The 16,088-nt window shown below is 49.8% G+C and carries 13 protein-coding genes; all 13 read right to left on the reverse strand.

Features of this window, described 5'->3' with window-relative positions; genetic code table 11:
- Positions 1–20: 20 nt before the first annotated feature.
- The 13 genes from mutL to yfmF all read right to left on the reverse strand — a co-directional run bounded on the left by mutL (position 21) and on the right by yfmF (position 16,050).
- A complete protein-coding gene (gene mutL / locus DFR62_RS00945; protein ID WP_121297630.1) occupies positions 21–1,865 on the reverse strand; it encodes a DNA mismatch repair endonuclease MutL in 1,845 nt (614 codons plus the stop codon).
- Positions 1,866–1,869: 4 nt separating this feature from the next.
- Positions 1,870–4,395: a DNA mismatch repair protein MutS gene (gene mutS, locus DFR62_RS00950; RefSeq protein ID WP_121297631.1), complete on the reverse strand. Its 2,526-nt coding sequence runs from the start codon at positions 4,393–4,395 to the stop codon at positions 1,870–1,872.
- 135 nt (positions 4,396–4,530) lie between these two features.
- On the reverse strand, positions 4,531–4,959 hold the full coding sequence (locus DFR62_RS00955) for a YlbF/YmcA family competence regulator (RefSeq protein ID WP_058380497.1): 429 nt from the start codon (positions 4,957–4,959) through the stop codon (positions 4,531–4,533).
- A 229-nt stretch (positions 4,960–5,188) separates the two neighbouring features.
- Positions 5,189–5,986 (reverse strand): TIGR00282 family metallophosphoesterase, encoded by a 798-nt coding sequence (locus tag DFR62_RS00960; RefSeq protein ID WP_121299436.1) that lies wholly within the window; start codon positions 5,984–5,986, stop codon positions 5,189–5,191.
- A gap of 68 nt (positions 5,987–6,054) precedes the next feature.
- Positions 6,055–7,614: a ribonuclease Y gene (gene rny, locus DFR62_RS00965; RefSeq protein WP_121297632.1), complete on the reverse strand. Its 1,560-nt coding sequence runs from the start codon at positions 7,612–7,614 to the stop codon at positions 6,055–6,057.
- A gap of 228 nt (positions 7,615–7,842) precedes the next feature.
- A complete protein-coding gene (gene recA / locus DFR62_RS00970; RefSeq protein WP_121297633.1) occupies positions 7,843–8,910 on the reverse strand; it encodes a recombinase RecA in 1,068 nt (355 codons plus the stop codon).
- A gap of 175 nt (positions 8,911–9,085) precedes the next feature.
- Positions 9,086–10,339, reverse strand: coding sequence for a competence/damage-inducible protein A (locus tag DFR62_RS00975; protein WP_121297634.1), 1,254 nt, complete (start codon positions 10,337–10,339; stop codon positions 9,086–9,088).
- A gap of 24 nt (positions 10,340–10,363) precedes the next feature.
- Entirely contained in the window at positions 10,364–10,942 is a 579-nt protein-coding gene (pgsA, locus tag DFR62_RS00980) for a CDP-diacylglycerol--glycerol-3-phosphate 3-phosphatidyltransferase (protein ID WP_121299438.1), read from the reverse strand.
- Positions 10,943–10,991: 49 nt separating this feature from the next.
- A complete protein-coding gene (locus DFR62_RS00985; RefSeq protein ID WP_121297635.1) occupies positions 10,992–11,858 on the reverse strand; it encodes a helix-turn-helix domain-containing protein in 867 nt (288 codons plus the stop codon).
- Between the two features lie 17 nt (positions 11,859–11,875).
- Positions 11,876–12,676, reverse strand: coding sequence for a YmfK family protein (locus DFR62_RS00990; RefSeq protein ID WP_058380490.1), 801 nt, complete (start codon positions 12,674–12,676; stop codon positions 11,876–11,878).
- Between the two features lie 89 nt (positions 12,677–12,765).
- Positions 12,766–13,485 (reverse strand): elongation factor P 5-aminopentanone reductase, encoded by a 720-nt coding sequence (gene ymfI, locus DFR62_RS00995; protein ID WP_121297636.1) that lies wholly within the window; start codon positions 13,483–13,485, stop codon positions 12,766–12,768.
- A complete protein-coding gene (yfmH, locus tag DFR62_RS01000) occupies positions 13,482–14,783 on the reverse strand; it encodes an EF-P 5-aminopentanol modification-associated protein YfmH (RefSeq protein ID WP_121297637.1) in 1,302 nt (433 codons plus the stop codon). Before yfmH ends, ymfI begins: the two co-directional genes overlap by 4 nt.
- Positions 14,776–16,050, reverse strand: coding sequence for an EF-P 5-aminopentanol modification-associated protein YfmF (gene yfmF / locus DFR62_RS01005; RefSeq protein WP_121297638.1), 1,275 nt, complete (start codon positions 16,048–16,050; stop codon positions 14,776–14,778). Before yfmF ends, yfmH begins: the two co-directional genes overlap by 8 nt.
- Positions 16,051–16,088: the final 38 nt, after the last annotated feature.

The following is a 16,088-nucleotide window of genomic DNA, read 5'->3' on the forward strand; positions in this document are numbered from 1 at the left end:
TTGCCGATAAGCCTAGGAACTCAATTCATGACGCGCTTGAACATTTTTTCGATATCGTAGGTTTTAAAATGAATGATGACCGGGCGCCCGTGGGGGCAAGTGAATGGCTGTTCTGCATTTTTCAAATCAGCCAATAAACGTTCCATGTCATGCTTTTGCAGAAAGTGGTTCGCTTTGTTCGAACGTTTGCAGCTCATCATGATCGCCGCATCTTCACGCAATTTCTTGATATCGACTTTGCGCTCGGCCAACACTTGCTCAATCAAGTCCTCAATGACTTCCTGTTCAAAGCCTTTCGGGAACCAGGTCGGGTATTCCCTGACAATGAACGTCGTATCGCCAAATTCCTCGAGAAACACGCCGCTTTCTTCCAAGGCATTCAATTGATTTTTCAAATGCAACGCCTCATCGCGGCTGTAATGGAACGTTAACGGCAGAAGCAGCGACTGGCGTTCGTTCGAGTCAGTTTCGCCGACTTTTTCACGGAAAAACTCATACTTGATGCGTTCTTGAGCTGCATGTTGATCAATCAAATAAAAGCCGTCAGAGCTTTGTGCCACAATGTAAGTCCCGTGGATCTGGCCGACCACTTCCAGTTCCGGAAATTGCGGACCCTCGTCAATCGCTTGACGGCTTTCGGGTTCATCAAATGGCCCTTGCACGTCTTCTACCGGTTCCTGGGCCGGTTCAATGACCGGTTCAAGCCTTGGCTCCAGCTTGAAATCCTCGACCCGCTCTTGCAGTTTGTCCTGTTTCCAATCCATCGATGACAGGGGTTCCGGTTGATGGCGCGCCGTTTCTTCAACGGGGCGCTTCCACAAATCCAATTGCCGGCTCGGCGCCTGCTTGGCCGGTTTCGGCTTCTCGATGACCGGTGCGCGAACGGCGGTCTGGATGGCACGTCGAATCGTGTCATGGACCAGTTCGAGCAATTCCTTTTCTTTGCTCAGCCGGATTTGCTGTTTCGAAGGATGGACGTTGACATCTGTCAAATACGGGTCCCCTTTGATATTCAAGACGACAATCGGCTGGCGCTCAAGCGGCAGGAATGTATGATACGCTTTGTGCACCGTATTGGCGATGGCGTAATGCTTGACCCAGCGGCCATTGACGAACAGCGAGATGTAATTTTTATTGGCGCGCGTAATTTCAGGCAATGAAGCAAAGCCCTCGATTTGGTAATCAGGCGATTCGCCTTCAAACGCGACCATTTTCTTGGCAATGGCCACTCCGTAAATATCCGCCAGCACACGGCGGATCTCGCCGCTTCCTGCAGTCTGGAGGAGTTGCTTGCCGTCATGGACCAAGCGGAATGAAACCCCTGGATAACTGAGCGCGAAGCGGTTCATCAAATCGATCGTGTGCCCGAGTTCTGTCTGCAAGGTTTTCATATACTTCAATCTTGCCGGCGTATTGAAAAACAATTGGCCGATGCGGATATCTGTGCCTTGCCGCAATGCCCCTGCACGCTGAACGGTCAATCGCCCGCCTTCAATCTCCAGATGGGTCCCTGTCGTTCCGTCGGAAGTATGCAATACCACTTTCGAGACGGAGGCGATACTTGCCAGCGCCTCCCCACGGAAACCGAGCGTGCGGATGCGAAATAAATCATGTTCATTCTCGATTTTGCTTGTGGCATGTCTTGAAAAAGACAATAACGCGTCTTCTTCGTCCATTCCCGCCCCGTTATCGATAATTTGTATCGATGTCAGCCCTGCTTCTTGCAAAAGCACTTCAATAGCTGTGCTGCCGGCATCAATCGCATTTTCCACCAATTCCTTAACGACAGAAGTCGGCCGTTCGACGACTTCCCCTGCCGCGATTTTATTGGACAGCGGTTCGTCCATCAACCGGATTTTGCCCATGGGATCAGCCTCCTCCGCTTATTTTCTCCTGCAAGTCGTTGATCAGCTGTAATGCTTCAAGCGGCGTCATTCGTGAAATCGACGCATCTTTTATCGTTTGCAGCACTTCTTCATTCACCGTATCCCGTTCATCAAAAAACGATAATTGTTCTGCCTGCTGCTGCGTTTTGTGGTTATCTGCCTCGAAACTAAGCAATAATTCGCGCGCACGGCGCAAAATCGCTTCCGGCAAATTGGCCAGTTCCGCCACATGGACGCCGTAGCTCTTATCGGCCGGCCCGCGTTTCACTTTATGCAAAAACACAACTTTTCCGGATTGCTCCATTGCCGAGACATGGACATTGCTCAGCTTCGGCAAAGTTTCTTCCAAAGCCGTCAATTCGTGGTAATGCGTTGAGAACAAGGTATTGGCGCCGATCTGTTCATGGATGTATTCAATCATCGACTGTGCCAGCGCCATGCCGTCATAAGTGGAAGTGCCGCGGCCGATTTCATCGAATAATAACAAACTGCGTTCCGTCGCATGGGTGATAGCGTATTGCGATTCCATCATTTCGACCATGAATGTACTTTGGCCGGAGACGAGGTCATCCGCAGCGCCGATGCGCGTGAAAATCTGGTCGACAATCGGCAATTCCGCAGAAGCCGCTGGGACGTAGCTGCCGATTTGTGCCAGGACGATCGTCAAAGCGACTTGGCGCATATAAGTGCTTTTCCCCGACATGTTCGGACCAGTGATCAATAGCATATTGCCGTCGTCGCCGAGTTCACAGTCGTTCGGAACATAATGCTGTTTATTGAGCATTTTTTCGACGACTGGATGGCGGCCTTCGCGGATCGAAATTTTCCGCCCGTCGTTAAATGCCGGTTTCGTGAAGCGGTATTTTTCCGCGACTTCCGAAAAGCTGATATAGACGTCGAGTGCGCTGACTTTTGAAGCCAATTGCTGAATTCGCGAAATGTATTCCTTTACTTGCTCGCGCACACTGACGAATAATTCGTATTCCAGTGTCAGGCTCTTTTCTTCAGCCGTTAAAATCAAGGTTTCTTTTTCTTTCAATTCCGGCGTAATATAGCGCTCAGCGTTTGCCAAGGTCTGTTTTCTTTCGTATCGTTCAAGGTCCGCCAAATGCATATTGGCTTTTGAAATTTCAATATAATAGCCGAAAATCCGGTTATAGCCGATCTTCAACGAACGAATTCCGGTTTTGGCCCGTTCTTTTTGCTCGAGTTCCGCAATCCAGTCCTTGCCGTTTCGTGAAGCGTCCCGGTATTCATCCAATTGCGCGTTGAAGCCGTCGCGGATGATGCCACCTTCTTTAGCGGATAGTGGCGGATTGTCGCTGATCGCTGACAGCAACTCGCAAACTTCCGGGCACGGGTCCAAACCGGCGCTGAATTGCTCGAGCGAGGCATGGCCTGAATCTGCGAGCTCGCGTACGAGTTCTGGAATCTTCTCCAAGGAATTGCGCAGCTGCGCCAAATCCCGCCCGCTCGCGCTGCCGAATGCCACACGTCCAGACAAACGCTCCAAGTCATACACTTGTTTCAATAATTGCTGCAATTCCACGCGCACGAAATAGCGGTCCATTAAAGCTTCGACCATTTGCTGCCGTGCTTCGATTGCAAAGCGGTCCGCCAAGGGCTGATGCAACCATTGCTTTAACTTGCGGCTGCCCATGGCCGTGACCGTTTCGTCCAATAGCCATAATAACGTGCCTTTATTGTCTCCGCCGCGAATGGATTCAATCAACTCCAGATTGCGTTTCGAGTAATAATCGATGCCTAGGATGCGGGCATTTTCACGGAATGTGAAGGGCTGGATATGGCCGAGCGATTGCTTTTGGGTCGCTGCGATATACGCAAGCAATCGCTTACCGCACATTTCCAGCTCGCTCGGGCATTCGGCGAACAAGGCCGGTTCCGCCGTAAAAGGCGCTTCCATATGCTCGACTGATAAAATCAGTTGCTGATCTTCTTCTGCTAGCAATAAGCGTAATTGCTCCGAGACGACCAGTTCACGGATGTGCAGCGCCTGGAGTTCGTTGAGCAATGCTTTTTCGTTGCCTGCTATGTATGTGGCGGTTGATTCGCCTGTTGAAATGTCCAAATACGCCAGGCCGAAACCGCCTGCCACTTCATCGGCCGCCGCTATGAAATTATTCGCCTTGGCATCGACGCTCTTGCCTTCGGTATGCGTTCCAGGTGTGATGAGGCGGACCACTTCGCGCTTGACTACGCCTTTGGTCGTTTTTGGGTCTTCCACTTGTTCGCATACCGCGACTTTATGCCCTTTTTGGATCAGCTGGTCAATATAGTTTTTCGCGGAATGGTGCGGCACCCCACACATCGGAATGCGGTCTTCTCCGTTGCCGCCGCGGCTCGTCAATGTGATTTCCAGCAACTGGGACGCTTTGATGGCGTCGTCGTAGAACATTTCATAAAAATCGCCTAAACGGAAAAACAGGAATGCATCCTGGTACTCTGATTTCACTTGCAAATATTGTTGGATCATTGGTGTCGGTGCCATTGTCTACCCTCTCTCATTCAATCAATTGTCCGTTTCCCCATTATAACAAACTCGCAGTCAGAAACGAAAAAACTGAAAGAGCTGGGCTCTTTCAGTTTCTATAAGATTACTGCGCAATTCGTTCCGCGCTGTGGCTTATGAGCAGCTTCCGCCGCCATCGTTTCTTACTTTGGATCCTGTTTCGCCGCGCAGCAAGTCGCCGCCGGTATCCGTGATGATGTTGTTCGTCACTTGATTGGCGATCGCCGTAGAAACCATCTGCAATAGCGAGTTAACATCGCTTTGTGATTGCTTGAATTCCTGAACGATCGGCACAGCGTCGATTTCATCTTCGATTTTCTGGATTTTCTTCTCGATCAATTCAAGCGCGCGTTCTTTTCCGTAATGCTGGAAATTGACGGCTTGTTTTTGAAGGCTTTTCAAGCTGGCGATTTTTTCGCGGATCTGCTGGTTTTCATTGATCTGTGCTTCTGCACGTTTAAAGAAGTCCACTTCTTCTGTTTCAGCGATCATGTCCGCCACTTCACGCGCTTTATCGACGATTTGTTGTTTTGTATAAGTCATTACCGTAGACACCCATTTCCTGGTCCGGTACCGAGAGCCGGCATCAGACGCTGTATTTTGATTTTCTCTATCTGTCAGAACACTTTCGCTTACGATTGTACAGTGAATCCGCTAAGCCCGACAAGAATTTCGTCTCAAGCCAGCCATTCGTCCATCTCTAACCATTATACTGAACGGATGGGGCTTGATACAAGCTGTCCGGGCAATTGTCGTTAATTCGACACCGGGATCATGCCTGGAAAGGGTAATCCTCATTGATATAGATTCTCTCGCAACTCAAAGCTTTCCCTGTATTGTCGTCAATCTCCGTGAAAAATCCGCTGACGACCGAACGGCCCGATTTAGGCACTTCAAAGCGCGTCGGCATATTCGTCTTGAAACGGTATAGAACCGAGTCCTTTTTCATGCCAAGGATTTCGTCGTACGGGCCAGTCATGCCGACATCCGAAATATACGCCGTTCCGCCAGGGAGAACACGTGCATCCGCTGTTTGGACATGTGTGTGCGTCCCGACAACGACAGAAGCGCGGCCATCCAAATGCCAGCCCATCGCAATTTTTTCGCTTGTCGCCTCCGCGTGGAAGTCGACAAAGACGAGCGGCGACACTTGCTTGGCTTCTTCGATCAATTCGTCTGCCATCTTGAACGGATCGTCATGTGCAGGAAGGAACACGCGGCCGTGCAAATTGATGACCGACAAAGTTTTGCCGTTTTTCGTGACAGTTGCCATGCCGCGTCCAGGTGCCTCTTCCGAAAAGTTCGCCGGGCGGATCAAGTAATCCACATCGTCGATAAAATCAAAAATTTCTTTTTGGTCCCACGTATGGTTACCCATCGTCACCATGTCGACCCCCATGAACAATAGATCCTGGTAAATCGATTTGGTAATGCCGCGTCCTGCAGCGGCGTTCTCGCCGTTTGCGATGACGACATCGGGTGCATATTTGCGCTTCAGCCGCGGCAAATAACTTTCGAGTGCTTCTCTCCCGATTGACCCTACAATATCCCCGATAAATAAAACTTTCATGCAATCACCTTTCTCCATAAGAAAAAGGCTTCTTTGAATGGATATTCAACGAAGCCTTTTTCGTTTTTTTATTTTGCGTATTCAACGGCACGCGTTTCGCGGATGACTGTCACTTTGATATGTCCTGGATAATCCAGTTCTTCCTCAATGCGCTTGCGGATATCGCGTGCAAGGCGGTGAGCTGTCATATCGTCGATCTGCTCTGGGCGAACCATGATCCGGATCTCGCGGCCTGCTTGGATGGCGAACGATTTCTCGACCCCTTCGTAAGACTCCGAAATCTCTTCCAGCTTCTCAAGCCGGCGGATGTAGTTCTCGAGCGTTTCGCTTCTGGCACCTGGGCGTGCTGCGGATAATGCATCCGCAGCTGCGACGATGACCGAAATGACCGAAGTCGCTTCTGTGTCGCCGTGGTGGGAAGCGATGCTGTTGATGACGACTGGATGTTCCTTGTATTTTGTGCCGAGCTCCACACCAATCTCGACGTGGCTGCCTTCAACTTCGTGGTCGATGGCTTTACCGATATCGTGCAAGAGACCTGCGCGTCGTGCAAGTGTCACATCTTCTCCAAGCTCTGCTGCCATGAGGCCTGACAAGAACGCCACTTCCATTGAGTGTTTCAAGACGTTCTGGCCATAGCTCGTGCGGTAGCGGAGTCGACCGAGTATTTTGATCAAGTCTGGATGCAAGTTATGTACACCTACGTCAAATGTGGTTTGTTCCCCAATTTCACGAATTTGTTCATCGACTTCACGTCTTGACTTCTCAACCATTTCCTCGATTCTCGCTGGATGGATGCGCCCGTCCGACACTAGTTTCTCAAGTGCCAGACGCGCCGTTTCGCGGCGGATCGGATCAAATCCGGAAAGAATGACCGCTTCCGGCGTGTCATCGATAATCAAATCGATACCGGTCAAGGTTTCAAGCGTCCGGATATTGCGTCCTTCACGCCCGATAATGCGGCCTTTCATCTCATCATTCGGCAAGTTGACCACGGAAACGGTCGTTTCCGCTACATGGTCTGCAGCAAAGCGCTGCATCGCCAGCGACAAGATGTTCTTCGCTTTTTTGTCCGATTCTTCTTTGGCACGGGCTTCCGATTCTTTGACCATGACCGCGATGTCTGTCGACAATTCATTCTCCACTTGCTCGAGAATGATGCTTTTCGCTTCTTCACGCGTCAACGATGAAATCCGTTCCATTTCGGTTTGTTGCTGCTGAACCAAATTCTCAGCTTTGCTCTCCATCTGTTCAATATGCTGTTGTTTTTCGGCAAGAGCCTGATCCTTGCGTTCAAGGCCGGCCTCACGTTTGTTTAATGCATCATCCTTGCGATCCAAATTTTCTTCTCTTTGCAACAACCGATTTTCGTGTTTCTGCATTTCCGATCGGCGTTCGCGAATTTCAGATTCAGCTTCAGTACGCAATTTATGATTTTCGTCTTTCGCTTCCAGCAAGGCTTCTTTTTTCAGCGCCTCTGCTTCCCGTTTTGCATCTTCGACGACTTGCTCTGCGGAATGTTTGGCGCCTGCCATTTTGGAATCGTTTGCCTTTTTCAATGCAAAATACCCAACAACTACACCGACGATGATACCAAGCAAAGCGAAGATGAACTCAGTAATACCCATTCGGACACCTCCTCTTGCTATTGATTTTTTACATTTTCAAAGGATGAATCAATAACTCTTTGTCTTTCATCATTCGTTTAAAAATTAGTAAATAATACAATTTTAATTGTATAGATGGACCTATGCGCTGTCAACCCTGCCAAGCCGGCGCCCTTTGCTTGTAAAAAGACTGCGAAGCATTCGCTTCGCAGTCTTTACAGAAAGTCATTATAAAGTTCCAGGAACAGCCTATTCCTCTTCGTCAGTGAGCAAGTTAAAGTCTTCTGCTTCTTTCTTGTCACCTTTAGGAACGGATACTGAATAGGAAGCTGCGGTCATGCCGTAGTGTTCACGGACTTTGCCTGCAATTTCATTACGGATGTCTTCATGCTCGCGCATGAATTGCTTGGCATTTTCACGGCCTTGCCCAACTCGTTCATTATTGTAGGAGTACCATGAGCCGCTCTTTTGGACGATATCGAGGTCTGCTGCAAGGTCAACGATCTCACCTTCACGCGAAATCCCTTGCCCGTACATGATATCCACTTCCGCTGTGCGGAACGGCGGAGCTACTTTGTTTTTGACGACTTTGATCTTCGTGCGGTTACCGATGATGTCGTTGCCGGACTTCAAAGCTTCTGCGCGGCGTACTTCAAGGCGCACGGATGAATAGAATTTCAACGCACGGCCGCCCGGCGTGACTTCAGGGTTACCGAACATGACGCCGACTTTTTCTCGGATTTGGTTGATAAATACAGCGATGGTGTTCGATTTGTTGATGGCGCCCGACAGTTTACGGAGAGCCTGTGACATGAGACGAGCCTGGAGCCCGACGTGTGAGTCGCCCATTTCGCCTTCGATTTCAGCTTTTGGCACAAGTGCCGCTACGGAGTCGATAACTACGATATCTACTGCGCCGCTGCGCACGAGCGCTTCTGCTATTTCAAGTGCCTGCTCGCCTGTATCCGGCTGGGATAGCAATAGCTCATCCAAGTTGACGCCGAGTGCTTTTGCATACACCGGATCAAGGGCGTGCTCCGCATCGATAAATGCAGCCGTGCCGCCTGAAGCTTGTACTTCAGCGATGGCATGAAGTGAGACTGTTGTTTTACCTGAGCTTTCCGGTCCGTAAATCTCGATGACTCGCCCGCGCGGATATCCGCCTATGCCGAGTGCGATGTCCAGTGACAACGAACCACTTGAAACAGTTGAGACATTATGGCCTGTGCTTTCACCCAATTTCATGACAGACCCTTTACCGAATTGCTTTTCTATTTGTTTTAGCGCCATATCCAGCGCTGCTTTACGATCGCTCAAAAGAAATCCTCCTCTTATGTGAAAACCAATTTTCTAACTGATTTCAGTATACTAGTTTATTGAGAAATTTACAAGAAAAAAGCGAACGTTTATTCGTGTTCGTATTATTGTTTCACGAATTTGATCCTCGCTATCCTATCATTCCCCTGAAATGGGCATGAAAAAACACGCAAAATTAAATTTTGCGCGCGTCTTCATCTGCCAGTGTCCGTATCAAGTAATACAATGCCAGTTTCACCGCTCGTAAGCGATTCGTGTTTCTCAAGCCAGATAGTTCGAGCCGGTAAGTATGGGTACCTTGATCGCTATCGATGCCAATCCAAACCGTCCCGGCCGGCTCTTCTCCGTGAGCATCAGGACCAGCTGCGCCGGTGAGGCTCACTGCGATGTCAGTGCCGAATTTCTCCCGGGCAGCCTTTGCCATTATGGCTGCCGCTTCTTCGCTGACAACAGAGTGCTTTTCGAAAAACTCAGGCGCTATGCCGAGCTGCTGAACTTTCATTTGCTTATTATAGGCTACGACGCCCCCATTCAATACAGCACTCGCCCCTGTAACGGATGCGAGTTCTGACTGGAACAATCCTGCCGTCAGGCTTTCTGCTGCCGAAATGGTTTTGCCTTGCTGCTTCAACAGGTCGATTGCTTTCGAAGCGAGCGAATCGTCATCATAGCCATATAAGTATTGGCCGACGCGCTCCAAGATTTCTTCTTTTGCACCGTCGATCAATTTCCATGCCTCATCCGTGGTGTCCGTTTTTGCCGTGATGCGCAGCGTGACTTCGCCGGCGGATGCCAGCGGTGCAATCGTCGGGTTGGTCTGTTTGTCCAAGATATCCTGCAGGCGATCTTCGATTTCCGCTTCCCCGATGCCGTAAAACCGCAAGACATGCGATAGGATGATATTTTCTTCATTTAGCATCCGCACCAATTTCGGTTTTGCCTCGAATTGGAACATCGGCTCTAATTCATGCGGCGGGCCTGGCAACAACATATACATATGATCGCCGTTTTGATACATCATTCCCGGCGCCATGCCATTCTCGTTGACGAGCACTTCGCTGCCCTCAAGGACAAGAGCTTGTTTTTTATTGTTTTCAGTCATCGGCCTCCCTGCCCGTTCGAAAAAGGCAGCGATCGATACCATTGCATCATCATCCATTGATAAGGTTGTGCCTAGATGGTTGGCAATGGTCTGTTTGGTCAAATCGTCTTTCGTCGGCCCGAGCCCTCCAGAGAAGATGATCAGGTCTGCACGCGATTCCGCGACAGCGATCGTTTCTTTCAAGCGCTCGGGGTTGTCTCCTACTACCGTATGGTAATAGACATTGATCCCGATTTCAGCGAGATGCCCGGAAATGAAGCGGGCATTCGTATTGGTGATCTGGCCGAGCAGGAGCTCCGAACCAACTGCGATAATTTCAGCGTTCATAGCAACCTTCCTTTCATGTGGCGCTTATTTGGATGTCATAAGCCCTTTGCGGTTGGCATAGAAATAATCCCATCCGGACCATACCGTAAACAGCAAAGCGATATAAAGCATGATCTCGCCGAATGGAATGCCGACCAAGGCGAAGAGCATATTGTAAAGCAATAGCGAAATGATCGCGAATAGTTGTGTGACGGTCTTGATTTTGCCCAAGTTGCCGGCTACCACGACTTCCCCTTCACCGGCTAGCACTAAGCGAAGGCCTGTGACGGCGAATTCGCGGCTGATGATGACGATGACGACCCATGCCGGCGCGAAGCCAAGTTCGACCAGAATGATCAATGCCGCAGAGACGAGAAGTTTATCGGCAAGGGGATCCAAGAATTTGCCGAAAGTCGTGACTAAATTGTATTTGCGTGCATAATAGCCATCGACCCAGTCGGTAGCGGACGCGAAAATGAAGATCAATGCACCGATGAAATGCGCAACCGGCAGTGTTGCACCCAGAAGCGTCATCTCTCCCCAGCCGAAATCGATAAGCATGAAAGCCATGAAAATCGGGATGAGCAAGATGCGTGAAATGGTAATTTGGTTAGGAATATTCATTTGTTTTTCTCCTTTCAATCCTTGCAGAAAAATAGCCATCGGGTGATGGCTATTCAGCATCATCAAAACGGATGACGATGTTTTGCGGTTTTCGCTCTTGTTCATACGGCACCGTTTCGCCGTTCAATTCGATTGACAACATCGAGTAATCCCCGACGCGCATAAAGATTTCCGTTTCATCAGACACATCAACGGCTTCCGTTTCTCCTGCCTCGAAAACGCGGGCGAGGCTCAGTAGTTCCACGCCGCCTTCATTCAAGACGGTCAGCCATGATGCCCCGTCTGCCGTGAATTCAAGCTCCCGGTCAGCCGGTCCAGAGAACGTATAAGTCGTCGTTTCGCCCGAGACGCTCTCAAGTTCCAATTGGGCTTGTGGCTCTTCAGGTTCCGGTTGTTCTTCCGGTTCATCAGCGGGAGGTGCTTGTTCCTCGGCCGCTTCCGGCTGTTGTTCAGGTTGTTCAGCCGGTGCCTCGTATTCCACATCGCCCCCGCCTTCTTCTTCCTGTTGGACATCGTTCCCCGACGTGCTGAGCAGATAGAAATACCAAATGACCAATAGTATGAATACGATAAATAATGCTACCAACACCTTCGGCATAGATTCTGCGACGGGGCCGGAGCTGCGTTTTTTCTTCTCGGGCCTGCGCGTCAAATGCTCTGCAGGAACGGCTTCCGGTGCATCTTCCGGCAATTCGTTTTTGTGCTCCATCAACAGCGAATCGCCATCCAAGCCGACCGCTTGCGCGTAGCGCTTGATAAATGCACGCACATAAAAGCCGCCGGGGATGGCCGAATAATCCCCTGTCTCGATGCCTTCCAAATGATGCTTTTGGATTTTCGTCCGCTCATTGAGCTGTTCAAGGCTTAAGCCTTGCTCCAGCCTTGCCTGTTTCAGCTTCGTGCCCAATTGTCCCATCGTCATCACCTGCCTGGTTAAAAATTGAAACCGTCGCCGAACATATCCATCTGGTCTTTATTGTCCATAAACGTGTTTTTCTCCAATACTTCATACGTGATCTTTTCTTCCGGATGATGGCGCAATTCGATAATGTAATCGAAATCATCGATGCTGTACTCAGAATGCTCAACGAATTTATCGGGGTGCTCAACCACTTTGATGGTCGGCATGCGCATCATCTCCCGCACGAGCTGCAAATGGCGCTCATCGGCTGAACGCCTTGTGACGATGCCGTCCAAGATGAAAATATTATTGTCATTGTGTTCATCGCCCATCAATTGGTTGCGGACGGTTTGCTTGATCATCGTGGACGACAGGAATATCCATTTCTTGTTGGCGCTGACGCTTGCGGCGACAATCGACTCGGTCTTGCCAACACGCGGCATGCCCCGCAGCCCGACCAGTTTATGTCCTTCCTGCTTAAAGATTTCTGCCATGAAATCGACGAGCAGCCCGAGTTCATCCCGCACGAAACGGAAAGTTTTGCGGTCGTCTGCATCGCGCTGGATATAACGGCCATGGCGCACCGCGAGAATGTCCCGTAATTTCGGTTCGCGGAATTTCGTCACCGCTATGGTTTCGATTGTTGAGAGGATCTGTTCAAAGCGTTCGATCTGCACGTCATGCTCTGCACGCAGGAGCATGCCGCGGCGCCCTTGGTCTACGCCGTTGATGGTAACGATATTGACGCGCAGCATGCCGAGAAGCGACGCGATGTCCCCGAGCAGGCCCGGCCGGTTGACTTGGATTTCATACTCAAAATACCATTCTTTCATGCTTCACTCTCCCTCCCATATATGTGTCATCCTATGGTCCATTGCCTTTATGATAGCCTAGATCAACAACGATGAAAAGCTGGCGTACGCTAGATCAGCCAGCCGCCGTTGACACGGATTGTCTGTCCGGTAATATAATCCGCCTTGCCGCTGGTTAAAAACGCAACCGCATGGGCGATATCTTCTGGTGAACCAGCCCCAAGCGGAATCTCTTCTTCAAGTTCCAGCCAGTCTTCATCTGTCAACCCGTCATTCATTTTCGTGCGGATCAACCCGGGCGATACGGCATTGACGCGTGTGCCGGACGGCGCCATCTCTTTGGCATAGGCTTTCGTGAATGCGAGTTGTGCGCCTTTTACGGCCGAATAAGCCGTTTCCATCGAAGCCCCCGTTTCACCCCAAATCGATGCAATGAAAATGACATAGGATTTTTCATGCCTCCTGAAATAAGGCGACAACAGCCGCACCGTCTCAATCGGATTTTTTACATGGACGCGCCATAAAGCATCCTGGTCGGCGCTGCTGGTGTCCTGCAATAGGCCTGACAGCGCGTGGCCGCTCGCACAGACAACGCACGAGCTGTCGAACACTTGGTTTGCGACTTGCTGGGCGCCGCCGTCTTGTGTGAAATCGCCCTGTACCGGAATAAATTCCTGCTGCGGGTAGCGCACGCTGAGTTTCTGCGCAAACGCTTCAAGGGCTGTTGAATGGTAATGAAGATAAAGCGACCAGCCTTCCTCCGCCATCTGCTGGGCGATCGCGCCGCCGATGTCTCCCGATGCCCCGAGAATCAGAGCGAATCGCTTCACGCCTGTTCTTTCTCCGGTGATTTGATCGTGAAGACCGATTGCTGGCTTTCTGCACTGACTAAGGCGAACGCTTCCTGCAAGTCGGCCACTTCAATTTGTTCAAGCACCGGCACGACATCGAAAAGGTTCATCCCGTTGAACGCATATTGTGTAAATTGGTTAGCGATGTATTCCGGTGAATTTAGGGCGCGCATGAAAAACCCGATTTTCTTGCGTCGCACGCGATCCAGGTCTTCTTGACCGAACGGCCATTTTTCCACTGCCTGATGAATTGCTTTTTTGACTTCTTGCGCAAACTTCTCAGGATGATTCGTGTCCGTACCGATTAGTGCATAACCGAATCCGCTTTCCAACGAATAGTCGAATGAATACGATTCATCGATCCAGCCATTTTCGTAAGCTTCATGGTAGAAATTCGAAGTTCTGCCAAACAATAATTCGTAAGCGAGCTGCGCGGACAATTCATGCTTGAGCATTTCCGGGCCGTGCAAATCAAGCCGCTCCGGTTTGATTCCGACAAAGACTTTCGGTTTTTGGACCGCCATTTCCAATGTGCGTTCCTTGACCGCCGCTTCTTTCGGCTCATCCGGGAAAATGCGCTCAATCGGTGCAGGCGCATCGAATGTTTTCGCCGCCTGGTTGTCTTTGACGAATTGCATCATGCTTTCAGGCTCAACGTTTCCGACGATGAACAGCGTCATATTCGACGGGTGGTAGAACGTATGGTAGCACGTGTAGAGATGTTCCGCCGTGATGTGCTGAATCGACTCAACCGTCCCTGCGATATCGATTTTGACGGGATGGTTCTTGTAAAGATTCTCGATCATGCCAAAATACAGGCGCCAATCGGGCTGGTCGTCATACATGGTGATTTCCTGTGCAATGATGCCTTTTTCCTTTTCTACCGTCTGCTCTGTGAAATATGGGCTTTGGACAAAATCCAACAAAGTGGTGACGTTTTCCTGGATGCGCCCTGTCGCTGAAAAGAGATACGCCGTCCGTGTGAACGAAGTGAACGCATTAGCGGAAGCCCCGTTTTTGCTGAACTCCTGGAAAATATCGCCTTCTTCTTTTTCGAACATTTTATGCTCGAGGAAGTGGGCGATGCCATCCGGCACTTGAATCGCTTGCTTTTCACCGAGCGGTACGAAATGGTTGTCAATCGAGCCGTATTTTGTCGTGAACGTGGCGTAGGTTTTCGAAAAACCGCGTTTTGGCAAGATGTAAACCGTCAAGCCATTTGGCAATTGTTCTTGATAGAGTGTTTCTTCGAGTTGATTGAATTCCATTTTATTCATCACTTGCTTCCTCCTTGCCAGACAAGAAATACGTCATTTGCAAACTCATATTGTTTGCGGCCTGCGCAATCTGTTCTTTTGTCACGCTTTCCCATCTTTCGATCAAATAGGCAGGTTCAAAGTCTTCCGAAAGTTCCATGTATTGATCGTAAATATCGATTTGGCCTCTTGCCGAATCGAGCGCTTCTTTTAACTGGTTGGTAAGCAATGCTTTCGTCTGCTCCAACTCGGTATCGGTAATATGCCCTTGTTTGATTTCATCCAATTGGCCAAGGATCAGCGAAACGGCTTTTTCTTCCAGCTTACGGTCGATCCCGGCAAGGACGAACATCAAGCCGAACTGCGATGCATAGGAACTCGAGACGTAATACGCCATGCTTTCCTTCTCACGGATATTCGCGAACAATTTTGAGTGCGCATATCCACCGAAAACGCCGTTCATCAATTGCATGACCGGGAAATCCTCATCGCGGAAGGTGACCGGCGTGAAGAACATCATATGCAACTTCCCTTGTTTCATGTCCTCATATTCCAGCACGCGGGACTGTTCAGGCGGCTGCAATTGGCTTTCTGCTTTTTCAGGAAGTTCTTTGCGGTCGGTAAAATGGAAATAATCGCGGATATGCGAAGAGATCAATTCCGGTGAAACGTCACCCACCACATAAATCTCCACTTCGTTATTTTCCAACATATGATGATAAGCAGCGACAAGCGATTCATTCGTCACTTGCTTGACTTGATCGATCGAACCGTTCGAAGTGATCGAAGCTGGATGGCCGGGAAGCCCCAGTTCCATCATGCGCTGCTGGGCGTAACGGGTTTTGTCATCAAATACCGATTCGATCCGCTGCACGATGGATTCCTGTTCGCGCTTGAAGATGCTTTCCTTGAACAGGCCATTCTCGAAATTCGGCTTGAACAGGACGATATACATCAAATTCATCACTTTTTCAAGAACGCCTTTATCCGATAGATATTGGTCGTTGACAGTTTCGACATTCAAATTGACGATATGGTCGTCTCCGCGTTTGGTGGAATCTATGTATAAGGAAGTTCCGTATAAATCATCAAGCACCATGCGCAGTGCTGTATGGGATGGGTACATTTCGTTGCTGTGCTGTAAAACATTCGCCAGGATTGCGCGCTCGGAAGCATTTTTCACGGTGAGCCGGTCCTTGAAGCGGATCGAGAAATTAATGGTCTTGAATTGCGTCGTTTCATGTACATGGACATGGACGCCTTGTGCAATCTTCTTTGTTTCAAACATGTTGGATCCCCTCTCGTGATTCTTACACTAACTATACC

This window comes from Planococcus citreus, assembly GCF_003664125.1.
In the GTDB taxonomy this organism is placed as follows: Bacteria; Bacillota; Bacilli; order Bacillales_A; family Planococcaceae; genus Planococcus; species Planococcus citreus.